The following is a 15,626-nucleotide window of genomic DNA, read 5'->3' as shown; positions in this document are numbered from 1 at the left end:
TTTTCATTTAAAAATAAATAAATAACCAAACTAAAATTACCAGATTATGAGTTTTATACCCGAAGAATATCAGATTAAAGACCTTCTCAATCAGGATACTTATCTTGTTAATGGAGAATTGAAAAAATGGACAGGTCAGACAACACCTGTTTTTTCGACTATTTCTTCTACAGAAAAATATGCGCCGACATTATTGGGTTCTATTCCGTTCATGGCAGAAAAAGAAGCTGCTGAGGTAGTTGAAGCTGCGACTGCTGCTTATGATAAAGGACAAGGTTTATGGCCAACGATGAAAGTGATTGACCGTATCAAATGCATGGAGAATTTCGTTAGGCAAATGAAAGAAACACGCGAAGATGTAGTGAAACTTCTGATGTGGGAAATCGGGAAAAACCTTGGCGATTCGCAAAAAGAATTTGACAGAACAGTAGAATATATTCAGGATACTATTGACAGCTACAAAGAACTAAACGGACGCAGTTCTAAATTTTCAAAAGTACAAGGGGTAAACGCAATGATTCGTCGTGGACCTCTGGGTGTGGTTTTATGCCTTGGACCATACAACTACCCTCTTAACGAAACGTTCTCGTTATTGATTCCTGCCCTGATTATGGGGAATGCCGTAATTTTTAAACCGGCAAAATACGGAGTTTTATGTATTTCTCCATTATTGGAAGCTTTTAGAAGCAGTTTTCCAAAAGGAGTTATCAATATCGTATACGGTAGAGGTCGTGAAGTAGCTTCTCCAATCATGAAATCAGGAAAAATTGATGTTTTGGCATTGATTGGAAACAGTAAATCAGCTATTGCTTTACAGGATCAGCATCCAAACAAAAACAGACTGCGTTTGATTTTAGGTCTGGAAGCTAAAAACCCAGCGATTATTTTACCGGATGCCGACTTAGATTTGGCAATTCAGGAATGTATTACAGGTTCATTGTCTTTTAATGGTCAGCGTTGTACAGCTTTAAAAATATTATATGTACACGAATCAATTGCCGAAGAATTCAACAGACGTTTTTCTGAAAAAGTAGATGCTTTGGTATTCGGAAATCCATGGGAAAAAGGAGCTTCTTTAACTCCGTTACCGGAAGAAGACAAACCGGCTTACATTCAGGGATTAATTGACGATGCCAAAAGCAAAGGAGCTAAAATCTTAAATGAAAAAGGAGGGAAGCACTCAGAAAATTATATTTTCCCTGCGGTTTTATATCCTGTAAATAAAGAAATGAGAGTGTATCATGAAGAGCAGTTTGGACCAGTTGTGCCAATTATCTCTTTCAAAGATATTAACGAACCGCTTGACGATATGGCCGAATCAAATTACGGACAACAGGTAAGTTTGTTTGGGAAAGATATTAAAACTTTAGCACCGCTTATCGATGCTTTGGTTAACTTAGTGTGCAGGGTAAACCTGAACAGTTCTTGCCAGAGAGGTCCGGATGCATTCCCGTTCACGGGACGTAAGGATTCTGCAGTAGGAACTTTGAGTATTCCGGATGCATTGCGTTCGTTCTCAATTCGTACGTTTGTAGCTTCAAAAGATATAGCTTATAATAATGAGATTCTTCAGGAATTATTAAACAGTAAAGAGTCTAATTTCATCAATACAGATTATATTTTATAATTTTTAAGGTTATATATTAATTTTCAAAACCGTCTTTTTCATTTGAATAAGGCGGTTTTTCTTTTTTTATACATTTCGAAATGGCTCTTCCTTATTCCATCCATTAGATTAAAAAAGTGTGTATTGTTTCGTAAAAGTGTGTAATAAATACACAGATAAAAAGGGTGTTTTTTTTTAAATCGCTTAAAATCAGTGATAAATTCAAATGGCACATGCCTTGCTTATTCATTTGTAGATAATTAATTCAGGTAAAAACATAAATGCCATTTAGATAAAAATACAATCCACAATGAAAAGCGAAACCATTACTTCAGAACAACTTTATGACTCAGGTCTTAATGTAACACATAACAAACAATATTCGATAAATAATAATCAAACAACAAGTGCAGTCGGTATTGCAATACTTATAGCCACTTTTTTACTAATGATGACCGGAGGTTTTCTGGTTTATAAATTCCAATCCGACTTTGATCAGTTTCATATTGACAGAATAAATTCTACCTGGGGTTATCCATTTTTAATTCTGACAACAGCTTTGTTTCTTTTTAAAGCAGGTGTTTTTCTATATAAGTCCTTTCTTTATTTTAAGTACAAACCAATAGAATCTGTTTCAGATGAATTACTGCCTACGGTTACCATAATTGTTCCGGCTTATAATGAAGGAAAACTGGTTTGGAATACCTTATTAAGCTTAGCAGATAGTGATTATCCGGAGCAGAAAATGCAGATACTTGCAATTGACGATGGGAGTAAAGATGATACCTGGTATTGGATTCAGCAAGCCAAGATACAGCTTGGTGACCGTCTGTCTATTTATCAGCAGCCACAAAACAAAGGAAAACGTCACGCACTTTACAGAGGATTTAAATTAGGAACAGGAGATGTCTTTGTGACTGTTGACAGCGACTCGATTGTAAAAAAAGATACATTGCGAAACTTAGTCAGCCCTTTTGTTAACAATGAAAAATGCGGAGCTGTTGCCGGAAATGTTCATGTTTTGAACAATAAAAAAGCAATGCTTCCTAAAATGTTGAATGTGAGTTTTGTAATGAGCTTTGAGTTTGTACGATCTGTAGAAAGCGTATTAGGATCCGTATTTTGTACTCCGGGAGCTTTGGCAGCGTATCGAAAAACTTCGGTATTTGCCTGTCTTGAAGAATGGATCAACCAGACTTTTATGGGAGAACCTTCAGACATTGGCGAGGACCGAGCGATGACCAATATGATTTTGAAACAGGGATATCAGGTTTTATTTCAAAGAAATTCAATTGTTCTTACGAATGTTCCTGAAGGATACACGGGATTGTATAAAATGTTCATTAGATGGGGCAGAAGCAATGTGAGGGAAAACCTGATGATGGCAAAGTATGTGTTCAAAAATTTTAGAACCGGATCTAAAGTAGGAACAAGACTCTTATACTTAGACCAAACGGCAAAAATTATTATGTCTGTACCATTTTTACTGTTCATGTTCTTTTTTATTGCAATCCATCCACTTTTGTTTTTTAGTTCAACACTCGTAAGTATATTCGTTATATCAAGTTTTTCAGCTTTCTTTTACGCTAAAAAATATAGTTTTTCTGAATCCATGTGGGCTTATTCATATAGTGTTTTTTACAGCTTTAGCCTGTTTTGGATCACACCTTACGCCATTATTACTGCGCATAAAAAAGGATGGCTGACACGTGGTTTGTCTGAAAAGAAAGTAGAAGAATATGTTAATTTGGAACAATATAGCTCTGTAGCTAAATAAGAAAAAATAGATTATTTTAGAACCGTCTTTTCCGTATGGATCAGGCGGTTTCTTTTTATGTTTTGTATGATAATAAAATCAATCAAACCCTCAGATACCTGGCAAATCAGGCATAAAGTAATGTGGCCGGATCAACCTTTAGCATTTGTTCAGCTGGATGAAGATGAATCCGGACTGCATTTTGGCTTTTTTATAGAAGAAAAACTGGTTTCCATTGTATCCTGTTTTATTTTAGATGATGAAATGCAGTTTAGAAAGCTTGCAACTTTACCCGAATATCAGGGTCTGGGAATAGCATCCGGACTTTTGAAGTATGTTTTCCAATTAGCCAGAAAAAAAGAGTTAAGAAGAATTTGGTGTAATGCAAGATCAAATAAAAAATCCTTTTATGAGAAATTGGGAATGAAAGATACATTTCAAACGTTCAGCAAAGCAGGTCAGGAATTTACAATAATGGAATTTTATTTTTGATTTCTGAAATGTGAAAAAAATCCTAATTGCGCCTGATTTTATAGAAAACTTCAATTAATTGTATTAATTTAACAACAGACAAATTAATACTTAGTTCACTATGGAGAATTCAAAAATTAAGGCTTTTATACCACTTTTATACCTTGTTTGGTCAGACGATCTTTTAACGCAAAAAGAGTTTTCGACTTTACAAGAATTTATTACTTCTCTAACTATTCTTTCTCCGGAAGAGCAGCAGTTTCTGCTTTCGAAAGTGGATATTTCGAATCCGCCTTCGCGAAATGAACTCAAACAATGGAAATCGGATATTGAGAAAAGTATTAAAGATAAATCTTCTATAAAGTCTATTTTTGATATCGCAGCAGCACTTTCTGAAAAGGATTTGAATATTTCAGGATTAGAACAGAATTTTATAAAACTGGAGAATGATTTGGGAGTTTTGGGTGAAGAATTAATTCAGAACTTCAAAACCAAAGGAGACTCTCTTACCGCTACTACTAAAACTACAGATAATTTTGATATTCAAAAGTTAATTGAAATTTTAGATGGAGAGGAGGCCCTTATTATCAAAAAAGTAAAAGAAGTAATTTCAAGACCTGAATTTGCTTATGAAACTTCAACAGATATAAATGTCTATCGTCAGACGGTTTACAATTGGTGCAAAATTTTAGCCGATGAGAATCTTGGCAATATGGCATATCCAAAAAGACATGGCGGAGGTGAAAACATAGCGGATTATTTTGCGATTATGGAAACGTTGAGTTATCATGATTTAAGCCTCGTAATTAAATTTGGCGTACAATTTGGACTTTGGGGAATGAGTGTTCAGTCATTAGGAACCGAAAAACATTATGCAAAATATCTTAAAGATATTGGCGAATTAAAACTTCCTGGCTGTTTTGCAATGACTGAAACACATCATGGCTCAAATGTAAAAGGCCTTGAAACAACAGCAACTTACAATCATAACGATCAGACTTTTACCATTCATACACCTCACGAAAAAGCCCAGAAAGAATATATTGGTAATGCTGCCGTTCATGGACAAATGGCGACGGTTTTTGCCAAACTGATTATTGACGGTCACGATTATGGCGTAAATGCTTTTGTTGTGCCATTGCGCGATACAAACGGAAATGTTTTAAACGGAATTACAATAGGCGATTGCGGTCATAAAATGGGACTGAATGGTGTAGATAACGGAACCATTCGTTTTGATAATGTCGTGATTCCGAAAGAAAATATGCTGGATCGTTTTGCATCTGTGAACGACAAAGGAGAATTCGAAAGCCCGATTCCGAGTGATAACAGACGATTTTTTACGATGCTAGGTACTTTGGTCGGAGGTAGAATCGGAATTCCACGTTCGGCTTTGGCAGCAGCGAAATCAGGACTTACGATTGCCATTCGCTACAGCGATCAAAGACGACAATTCGGACCAGAAGGAGGTTCTGAAGTCCCGATTTTAAATTACAGGATGCATCAGCGAAGATTGATTCCGCATTTAGCTAAAACCTATGCCATCCATTTTGGATTACAATATCTAACGAATCGTTTTCTAAACAAAACCGAATCAGAAATGCAGGAAATAGAAGCATTGGCAGCCGGAATGAAATCATACTCTACATGGAGTACAGGAGATATTTTACAGGAATGTCGTGAAGCCTGCGGAGGAAAAGGATATTTGTCTGAAAACAGAATTGACGCTTTAAAAAACGATACGGAAATCTATACCACTTTTGAAGGAGATAACACTGTTTTGATGCAGTTGGTTGCCAAAAATCGTTTAGCAGAATTCAGAAAAGCATTTGGAGAGATGGGGTCTTTTGGCATCATTAATTATGTTTTTGAAAATGCCAAAACCGCTTTGGCTGAGAAAAACCCAATTGCAACCAGAAGAACTGATGATGAACATCTGCTGGATTCAGAATTTCATCTGCAGGCTTTCATCCACAGGGAAAAAACAATTTTGGCATCTGCAGCAAGACGTATTAAAAAATTAGTAGATGGTGGTTTAGAAGCTTATGATGCATTTAATGTAGTACAGCACCAAATGATTGATGTTGCTGGAGCGTATTTGGAAAGAGTGGTTTTGGAACAATTTCAAATTGCAATAGCAAAAGTTGAAGATGTAAAAACAAAAGAAATATTACTAAAATTAAATCAGCTGTATGCACTTTCACAAATAGAAAAAAACAAAGGCTGGTATTTAGAAGACGGTTATATGGAAGCGGTTAAAACCAAAGCAATCCGTAAAATGGTCAATCAGCTTTGTTGGGATATCAGGCCGGATGCGGTTTCTTTGGTAAATGCTTTTGACATTCCGGAGAGTTGCCTTGCGGCTCCAATTGCTTTTCAATAATACTAGACTAAAGCTTTGCTAGAAATGAATTGCCTCCAGTTTTAACTGGAGGTTTTTTTATGAAAATATTTCGGCTTTAGCTAAATTAATGATGTTTGGTTATTTACTTCTGTGAGAAAACAATAAGAATCAAAAGTAAACAACAAAGTTTTAGAAACCTTTTAGGAAGCTAAAATGAACTTATATGACTTATATGTTTTAAACAAACTACCAGCTTCCCTGAAGTCCGTCTTTCAGTGCGGCATTGTATTTTTCTAAATCAAAACTATACAAATCCGGTGCTTTGTGTGCACCGCCTTTTCTTGATTCATCCAGTTTAATCAGGATATCGAAACGCAGAATTTTTCTGTAAAAATTTCCCCGATTGAGTTTTTTACCCAAAATAATTTCATACAATTTTTGCAGTTCCGGCATTGTAAATTTTTCGGGTAATAAATTATAACCAATAGGATGATTATTTAACTGTTCGCGAAGTGTCATTAAAGCTTTGTCCAGAATAGCTCTATGATCCATCATAAATGACGGCAGATTATCTATGGAGTGCCATTCAACAGCACTAGAATATTCATCGACAATTAGTTTTAAGTTCGAATGTTCTGCCAAGGCGTAATAGCCAATAGAAACAAAACGCTGTTTATGCCAAAGATCATCACTGTATTCTTCAAAAGCACTTTCAGAACGCTTTAAATTTCCAAACGTATAAAATTGCTGCAAATAGATATTTTCGGTTCCTGTACGCTCCTTTAAGATGCGAACAGCGGCATCATCTACATTTTCTTCTTTTTTTACATAACCGCCAGGGAGCTCCCAACCATACTGATCCTTCATTTTTAGTATCAAAACCTGAAGGGTTGTTTCGTGAAAACTGAAAATTACACAGTCAATAGAAAGTGTTGGAATGTAGTTTTTAAAATGCTCTTCTGAACGACTTTCGATTAATTTTTTGAAATCCATTACAATACAATTAATTCCAAATTTAGTTTTTTTAAATGGTACAAGTCAAATCATTTAAGTTTTTTCTGATAATTTTTATTTAAGGGAAAAAATATTTAGAGATGCTTTTCTTTTCTAATTCTAAATAAATTTCTTTTCGGATTTGAACAAAAAAAACTCTCTTGCCCACTGATTTCAATACTTTGCGAAAACAGGGTAGTGATTTTTATATTTCAGTTTAAAGATTCAGGTAATATGTCAGATTGTTGTTTTTATGAAATTTATTCGCTGAAATTTATGCGAATTCAAAAATTATAACACGAATTATTTGTTGAATTGAGAAATTGTAATTAATATTGCTTCATTATGAAGCAATGAAAATTCGCAAAAACAAACTAACTTAAACTTCAATGAAAAAATTAATTATCACAGCCTTTTTTATGGCAATTTTTCCAACAATTGATGCTTTTTCTCAAGAAGAAAAAAAACAGGAAAAACCTATAGATTCGATTAAACCAAAAACTAAAATTGTAGAATCGGATACCAAAGAAGAAAAAACAGAAACGTAATGTTGAATGCGGCCAACAACACTGGACCGCGTGATGTAAATATTGGACTTCCATCTACAGTTGGCGGAATTACGATTCAGGAAAATGATTTACCGGTTGTTTATTATTTCTGGCCAGAACTGCCAAATAGGACTTGGAGACAAAGTACAAGTTTAGGGAAAACGGGATTATTGAAAATTGGAGAAGCAGCTATTACAACCGGAGATTTAGGTTTTGCGGTCAATTCATACACCAAATTAGGAACAGATAAATTGGAAATTGTTGGAAATCTTTCCGGATCAAGTTTCGGATGGATGAAAGGTGATGTCAACGTTTCCGGTCCCTTGGCAAAAGGCTGGTCATACACAATGGGTGCTTATGCCAATTTTGATCCGAACTCTTTTGATTTAAAATTTGCTAATTATTCAGACAGAACGCAAATCTACAGAGCGGGATTAACGAAAAGATTCAATAACGGAAAAGGGCAGATTAGCTTTTTGTATAAATATGCCAACTCTGCTTCTTTAACCAATTATGCCGTTTTTAGATATAAAGAAGGCGGAAAAGTAGAAGAATATAATGATTTTAGAATTGGTCGTGATTCTTATATTGTGAATGACGGAATTATGAAGTTTAAAGATATTTTGACGGGAGAAACGAAGATGGCAGACATGGGTGGAAGCGATGCTGCAACGACTTCACATACTTTTGATATCTTAGGGAATTATGACTTGGCAAACGACTGGAAATTTAATTTCTCAACTCGTTTCAGAACTTCAAAAAGCTTCACAGTTAATTGCAATTCCGCTTAGTATATTTTCTGCAAGTGCCGCTGATAATTTCTCTTATCAGACAAACGGACAGGCGTATGTTGGAAACGTAAACTCAATGTTAGGATTGTATACGGATGGTGTACCCACTACAACAGCTATGTCAAGATTTGAAATTAATAAGAATGCAGAAAAACATAAATGGAGATTTGGTTTGATGGAATATTATTACCAGGTTGATGATTTTACATCAAGCCGTTCTTTTTTTAACCAAACGGTAAGTGCTAATCCTGATAAACTGGTTCGTAATTCTCCAGGCGGAACTTCAAATACAGATGCTGATGGATTTTACAATTATAATGTAGGTGGAGAATACCACAATGGTTTTGAAAACAAATTATCCGGATATTTCTCTGATAACTGGACAATAAATGATCGTTTAAGTTTAGCTTACGGCGTTAATTTAAGATACCACAAACTAAAAGGAGACTATTATCAAACTGCCAGAACTCCGGATTTAGTTTTTGATCCAAGCCAAAAGACATATTTCGATAACAACTGGTTTCATTTAGGAGGTTCGATAAATGCAGTTTATAAAGTGACAAAACGTGCAGGAATTCTTGCGGACTTTACCTATACAGAAAAAAATGGTCAGTTAGAAAGTTATTCCGGAGCAGTTGCACCAAATATGACTAAAACTAAAAGCCCTTTGGCAGCATTTGGATTATATTACAATCAGGATAAATTTAGTTTGGTTTCTCAGGCTACTTATTTAACAAGAAACAATTATCAGGCAAGATTAAATTTGGTAAACCCGGCAGATGCAAGTCAGTCAGAAGTAGCAACGGTTTTCTACGATATCCAGACTTTAGGCTGGACGACAGATATTGTGGCTTCGCCGTTTAAAGGATTCAATCTGCATTATTTAATCACGTTCCAGGATCCGGTTTACAAAAACTATGATTTCTCTGCTTTCGGAAATAACTATTCGTACAACGACAAAAATGTATTAGAAATTTCTAAAGTTTTAATGGAAATCGATCCGAGTTACACCTACAAAGATTTCAAGGTTTGGGCGAGTTTCCGTTATTTCAGCAAGCAGTATGCGAACTTAACAAACGCTTTATATTTTGCGCCAAGATGGGAAACTTTTGGAGGAGTGAACTACAAAATCAACAATCATTTTGATATTGGTTTAACCGCTGTAAACTTCTTAAATCAGACAGGGGCAAAAGGAACCATCAACGGAGCGGAGTTAATTACAGATGCTTCGGCGTATTACGATCAGCTTTTGGTTGGATCTTACATTCGTCCATTCACTTTAGAAGCGTCACTTAATTTCAGATTCTAAATTTATTTCAGATGAAAAAAAATATTATAACTGCCAGTTTCGTTTTTTTCTAAGTGTTACGATGCAGGCACAGCAAGGAAATTTTACTGTAGTTAAAAACAATAAAGGTGCAGATTTGGGATATTCTCCTGAATCTGGCATCCAAATTTTAACTGTAAATGGTAAAAAGTTCAAAGATTTAAATAAAAATGGAAAGCTTGATAAATATGAAGACTGGCGCCTTTCAGAAGATGAAAGAGCAAAAGATTTAGCTTCAAAAATGTCAGTAGAGCAAATTGCGGGTTTAATGCTTTACAGTCGTCATCAGGCTTTGCCAGCTCCAGCTGACGGATACAGAGCGGGACATTATAACGGAAAAGTGTTTAATGAGAGCGGTGCTAAATCGTGGAATCTGACAGATGAACAAAAAGCATTTTTAAAAGAAGACAATCTTCGCCATGTGTTAATTACAAGTGTAGAAACGCCAGAAGTTGCGGCTTTATGGAACAACCAAATGCAGGCTTTTGTAGAAGGAATCGGACTTGGAATTCCGAGTAACACCAGTACAGATCCACGTCATACGGCAAATGTAACGTCAGAGTTTAATGCAGGAGCGGGAGGAACAATCTCAATGTGGCCGGATGGTTTAGGAATGGCTTCTACTTTTGATCCAAAAATAGTAGAACAGTTTGGACAAATTGCAGCTAAAGAATACCGCGCTTTGGGAATTGCAACGGCACTTTCGCCACAAATCGATTTAGGTTCTGAGCCAAGATGGTACAGAATTTCGATGACTTTCGGCGAAAGCCCAGCTTTAACCAGAGACATGGGAAGAGCTTATATTGATGGTTTCCAAACCTCGTACGGAAAAGACGAAATCAAAGACGGATGGGGTTACAAAAGTGTGAACGCTATGGTAAAACACTGGCCAAGCGGAGGCGCTGAAGAAGGCGGACGCGACGGACATTGGGCATACGGGAAATTTGCCGTTTATCCTGGAAATAATTTGCAGCAACATATTGATCCATTTGTTAATGGTGCTTTCAAATTAAAAGGAAAAACGAGTAAAGCTTCGGCGGTAATGCCTTATTACACTATTACTTTTGATCAGGATAAAAAATACAATGAAAATGTTGCCAATGGTTTTAGTAAATACATTATAACCGATTTATTAAGAGATAAATACGGCTATGATGGCGTTGTCTGCACCGATTGGCTGGTAACTGCCGAAGAAGGAAAAACACCAAATATTTTTGCTGGAAAACCTTGGGGAGTTGAGAATCTTTCTATCGCAGAAAGACACTACAAAGCAATCATCGCAGGTGTTGATCAGTTTGGAGGGAATAATGATAAAATGCCGGTTTTAGAAGCTTATCAAATGGGAATTAAAGAATTTGGTGAATCTTTTATGAGAGCCCGATTTGAAAGATCGGCTGTTCGTTTGTTAAAAAACATTTTTAGAGTGGGTCTTTTCGAAAATCCGTATTTAAATGTTGAAGAAACAAAAGCGATTGTTGGAAATCCTGAATTTATGAAAGCAGGTTATGAAGCACAATTGAAATCAGTTGTATTATTAAAAAACAAAGCTTCGGTGATGCCTTTAAAAGAAAAGAAAACTGTTTTTATTCCGAAGATTTATACGGCTTCAACCAAAGATTGGTGGGGAATTGCGAGTCAGCCGAAATTGGATTATCCGGTAAATTTAGAATTGGTTAAGAAATATTACAATGTAACGGATGATCCTTCAAAAGCCGATTTTGCTATTGTTTTTGTAACCAGTCCGCAGAGTTTAGAAGGCGGTTATGACATAAAAGACAGAACAAACGGAAGTAATGGTTATGTACCGATTTCACTTCAATACGGATCATACACAGCATCTGAAGCAAGAACAAAAAGTATTGCGGCGGGAGATCAGGTAATCGATCCAGCTATCAAAGACAGGACATACAAAAACAAAACCGTTACTGCCGCCAATACCATGGATTTGAGAACGATTCTGGACACGAAAGATATGATGAATGGAAAACCAGTTATTGTTTCGGTTACAGCTTCAAAACCTATGATTTTCAATGAATTTGAAAAACAAGTAGAAGGAATTGTATTGAATTTCGGAGTTTCTTCGCAAGCTGTTTTAGATATTATTTCAGGAAAAACAGAACCTTCAGGATTATTGCCTGTGCAAATGCCCGCGAATATGGAAACGGTTGAAAAGCAATTTGAAGATGTTCCGTTTGATATGATTCCGCATAAAGATTCAGAAGGAAATATTTATGATTTTGCTTTTGGATTGAATTGGAAAGGTGTTATAAAAGACGCTCGTACGGAGGCTTATAAGAAGTAATTGTTTTTTTAATCTCGCAAAATCGCAAAGTTTCTTTTAAGTTTTTAATCTTAGCGTCTTAGCGACTTTGCGAGAACTATAAAAAATCTGCATGAAATAATAAACAAAGAATACACTATGAAAAATCAAATAATCCTGCTTTCTGCTTTCTTCACATTATTAGTAAGCGGAGCAAAAGCACAAGAAAGTATAAAGTTATACGAAGGAAAAGCGCCCGGATCTGAAAACTGGACACAAAAAGAAGCCCAAATGTATTCGGATTTATTCAAAACTGAAGTAGTTTACAATGTTATAGATCCGTCATTATTGGTTTATCAAGTTCCAAAAGGGGTTAAAAATACGGGAACTGCCATTGTGATTGCGCCGGGCGGCGGTTTTCAAAGTTTATCCATTAATAGAGAAGGAAAAGAATTAGCAGAAATGTTAAGTAAAAAAGGAATCACTGCTTTTGTTTTAAAATACCGTTTGAACAAAACGGAAACCAACGACCCCGCAAGAGAAATGATGGACAAACTGAAAGACAGAGCAGCATTCGAAAAAAACGCTGCGGCAACAATTCAGTTAGCAGCACAAGACGGGAAAAATGCTTTGAAATATGTTAGAGCGAATGCTTCGAAATATGGAATTGATATTAAAAAAGTCGGAATAATTGGTTTTTCTGCCGGAAGTACAGTTGCGATGGAAACCGTTTTAGACAACACGAAAGACCAATTGCCCGATTTTGTAGCCAATATTTACGGCGGACCAAGATTAGAACTTTTGAGTATTCCTGTTCCAGAAAAAAAAATTCCGATGTTTGTTTGTGCAGCGAGCGACGATCAGTTAAAACTAGCTCCGAGGAGTATTCAGATGTATAATAAATGGCTGGATGCTGGGCAGACGGTCGAGTTGCATATGTATTCAAAAGGCGGACACGGTTTTGGAACTGGAAAACAAAATCTGCCTGTTGATTCCTGGGAAACACGATTTGAAGAATGGCTGACGCTTCAGGGATTTTTAAATTAAAAAACCACTTTAAAACTATATAGTATGAAACATAAGGTTACAAAAACAGTGAGAATAACGCTTTTAACAGCGCTTGTACTTTCGAACTTGTCTTTTAAAAAGTTACCCGTAAACGAGAAAGATCCTGTAATTACGATTAACGGATTTACGTTTACCGATTTCAATAAAAACGGAAAATTAGATGTATGGGAAGATACACGTCTGTCTGTTAATCAAAGAATTGAAGCCATCATTAAGGAAATGACCAATGCTGAAAAAGTAGAATTACTGATCGGAACGGGAATGCCTGGAATTGAAGTTTTAACAGGTCCGGTTGGAGATTCGAAACAAGGTCTTGTACCGGGAGCGGCGGGAGGAACTGCTTCTTTTGAACGTTTCGGAATTCCTGCGACTGTTGTAGCCGATGGTCCTGCCGGCTTAAGAATTGCGCCAACAAGAGAAAATGATTCTAAAACGTATTATGCAACGGCTTTTCCGGTTGGAACGGCTTTAGCGTCAACATGGAATACAGTTTTGCTGGAACAAGTTGGTAAAGCAATGGGGAATGAAGTTAAAGAATATGGAGTTGACGTTTTATTAGCGCCTGCGTTGAATATTCAAAGAAATCCGTTAAATGGAAGAAACTTCGAATACTATTCTGAAGATCCGCTGATTTCTGGAAAAACAGCTGCAGCAATTGTAAACGGAATTCAGTCGCAAGGTGTTGGAACTTCGATTAAACATTTCGCAGTAAATAATGAAGAAACCAATCGTTTGACCATCAACGCACATGTTTCTGAAAGAGCCATTAGAGAATTGTATTTAAAAGGTTTTGAGATTACGGTTAAAGAAGCGCAGCCTTGGACAGTGATGTCTTCCTATAACAAATTAAACGGCGAATATACATCTGACCGAAGAGATTTACTGACTCAGGTTTTAAGAGACGAATGGGGTTTCAAAGGAATCGTAATGACAGATTGGTTCGGAGGTTTTCCGGGTTTTGAATCGATTCAAAAAGGTGGTATTTCAGATGTTGTAAAACAAATGAATGCTGGAAACGATCTTTTGATGCCGGGAATTCCTGCTCAGAAAAAAGCATTATTAGAAGCTTTAAACTCAGGAAAATTATCTCAGGAAGCCGCTAATACCAATGTGAGAAGAATTTTAGAATACGTTTTCCGCACGCCGACTTTTGCTAAATACAAATACAGCGATAAACCTAACTTAACGCAAAATGCGGCTGTAACGAGAAGTGCGGCAACAGAAGGAATGGTTTTGCTTAAAAACGAAAAAAATGCATTGCCTTTTGCTGACAAGCAGAAAGAAGTTTCATTATTCGGAGTTACTTCATACGCATGGATTACAGGCGGTACAGGAAGCGGAAGCGTGAACAATAAACATACCGTTTCTCTTTTAGAAGGATTAAATGCAGCAGGTTATAAATTAGACAAAGAACTAACTGATTTATATACGCCTTATGCAGAAAAAGAACAAGTGATAGAAAAAGAAAACAGAAAGAAAAGAGGCATTTTGGCTTTGCCGGAAAGACTTCCAGAAATGAAAATGGACGACGCCTTCTTAGCTAAAAAAGCATCAAGTTCTGAAATTGCTTTTGTGACTTTAGGAAGAAATTCTGGAGAAGGCGGAGATAGAGTAGTAGATAACGATTTTAATCTGGCAACAGAAGAAATCGAAATGCTGGACAGAATTTCTAAAGCTTTCCACGCAAAAGGTAAAAAAGTAGTGGTGATTTTAAATATCGGCGGTGTAATCGAAACAGCTTCTTGGAAAGATAAAGTGGATGCTATTTTATTAGCTTGGCAGCCAGGACAAGAAGGCGGACATTCTGTGGCCGATGTAATTGCTGGAAAAGTAAATCCGTCTGGGAAATTGACAATGACTTTTCCTGTAAAATATGCTGACAATTCTTCGGCAAAAAACTTTCCGGGAATTCCTGCGGATAATCCGAAAGAGGTGACTTATGAAGAAGGCGTTTACGTTGGATACCGTTATTTTAATACTTTCAATGTAAAACCATCTTACGAATTTGGTTTTGGAAGTTCGTATACAACTTTTGAATATTCTGGAATCAAAGTAAGTTCACCAACTTTTAAAGATAAGTTAACAGTTTCAGTAACAGTGAAAAATACTGGAAAAACCGCTGGAAAAGAGGTAGTTCAGTTGTATTTAAACGCTCCGTCTAAATCAATTGACAAACCAAAAGAAGAATTAAAAGCTTTTGGTAAAACGAAAGAATTGAAACCGGGAGAAAGTCAGACATTAACTTTTACTTTATCTCCAAAAGACCTGGCTTCTTTTATAGAAAGTAAAAGCGCTTGGATTGCAGAAGCTGGAAAATATAATGTTCTTGTTGGAGCATCTTCATTAGATATTAAACAAACGGCGTCGTTTACGGTTGCAAGTGAAATTACCGCTGAAAAAGTAAAAAAAGCTTTTGAGGCTGATGTAAAATTTACTGAGCTGAAACCTTAGTAATTTGGTTA

At 36.1% G+C, this 15,626-nt stretch carries 11 protein-coding genes; 10 read left to right on the top strand and 1 reads right to left on the bottom strand.

The features are described 5' to 3' along the window. The first annotated feature begins 46 nt into the window (after window positions 1–46). From P5P89_RS02865 to P5P89_RS02850, 4 genes are all read left to right on the top strand, one after another. Window positions 47–1,627 carry an NADP-dependent glyceraldehyde-3-phosphate dehydrogenase gene (locus P5P89_RS02865; protein ID WP_278010656.1) on the top strand — a complete coding sequence of 527 codons (1,581 nt, stop codon included), beginning with the start codon at window positions 47–49 and terminating at the stop codon, window positions 1,625–1,627. A 289-nt stretch (window positions 1,628–1,916) separates the two neighbouring features. Further along, window positions 1,917–3,383 (top strand): glycosyltransferase family 2 protein, encoded by a 1,467-nt coding sequence (locus P5P89_RS02860; protein ID WP_278010655.1) that lies wholly within the window; start codon window positions 1,917–1,919, stop codon window positions 3,381–3,383. Window positions 3,384–3,449: 66 nt separating this feature from the next. Next, on the top strand, window positions 3,450–3,854 hold the full coding sequence (locus P5P89_RS02855; protein ID WP_278010654.1) for a GNAT family N-acetyltransferase: 405 nt from the start codon (window positions 3,450–3,452) through the stop codon (window positions 3,852–3,854). Between the two features lie 100 nt (window positions 3,855–3,954). Continuing rightward, a complete protein-coding gene (locus tag P5P89_RS02850; RefSeq protein WP_278010653.1) occupies window positions 3,955–6,216 on the top strand; it encodes an acyl-CoA dehydrogenase family protein in 2,262 nt (753 codons plus the stop codon). Between the two features lie 207 nt (window positions 6,217–6,423). On the opposite strand, the gene P5P89_RS02845 is transcribed toward P5P89_RS02850, so the two are convergent. Further along, entirely contained in the window at window positions 6,424–7,170 is a 747-nt protein-coding gene (locus P5P89_RS02845; protein ID WP_278010652.1) for an NUDIX hydrolase, read from the bottom strand. A 389-nt stretch (window positions 7,171–7,559) separates the two neighbouring features. On the opposite strand from P5P89_RS02845, the gene P5P89_RS02840 reads away from it, so the two are divergent. The 6 genes from P5P89_RS02840 (at window position 7,560) to P5P89_RS02815 (ending at window position 15,615) form a co-directional block, all read left to right on the top strand. Further along, complete coding sequence (locus P5P89_RS02840; protein ID WP_278010651.1) at window positions 7,560–7,718, top strand: hypothetical protein; 159 nt, start codon at window positions 7,560–7,562, stop codon at window positions 7,716–7,718. Continuing rightward, window positions 7,718–8,509, top strand: a complete 792-nt coding sequence (locus tag P5P89_RS02835) for a hypothetical protein (RefSeq protein ID WP_278010650.1) — start codon at window positions 7,718–7,720, stop codon at window positions 8,507–8,509. The genes P5P89_RS02840 and P5P89_RS02835 overlap by 1 nt, the downstream gene beginning before the upstream one ends. Next, the gene (locus P5P89_RS02830; RefSeq protein WP_278010649.1) at window positions 8,424–9,818 is read left to right on the top strand and encodes a TonB-dependent receptor; all 1,395 of its coding nucleotides are present in this window, start codon (window positions 8,424–8,426) and stop codon (window positions 9,816–9,818) included. The genes P5P89_RS02835 and P5P89_RS02830 overlap by 86 nt, the downstream gene beginning before the upstream one ends. Window positions 9,819–9,879: 61 nt before the next feature. Then, the gene (locus P5P89_RS02825) at window positions 9,880–12,138 is read left to right on the top strand and encodes a glycoside hydrolase family 3 protein (protein ID WP_278010648.1); all 2,259 of its coding nucleotides are present in this window, start codon (window positions 9,880–9,882) and stop codon (window positions 12,136–12,138) included. Between the two features lie 117 nt (window positions 12,139–12,255). Continuing rightward, a complete protein-coding gene (locus P5P89_RS02820; protein ID WP_278010647.1) occupies window positions 12,256–13,143 on the top strand; it encodes an alpha/beta hydrolase in 888 nt (295 codons plus the stop codon). A 24-nt stretch (window positions 13,144–13,167) separates the two neighbouring features. Next, on the top strand, window positions 13,168–15,615 hold the full coding sequence (locus tag P5P89_RS02815) for a glycoside hydrolase family 3 C-terminal domain-containing protein (RefSeq protein ID WP_278010646.1): 2,448 nt from the start codon (window positions 13,168–13,170) through the stop codon (window positions 15,613–15,615). Window positions 15,616–15,626 lie beyond the last annotated feature (11 nt).

The sequence above is a fragment of the Flavobacterium gyeonganense genome (genome assembly GCF_029625295.1).
GTDB classification, from domain to species: domain Bacteria; phylum Bacteroidota; class Bacteroidia; order Flavobacteriales; family Flavobacteriaceae; genus Flavobacterium; species Flavobacterium gyeonganense.
The sequence above is the reverse complement of the archived record's forward strand: the minus strand, read 5'-3'. Positions and strand labels throughout refer to the sequence as shown.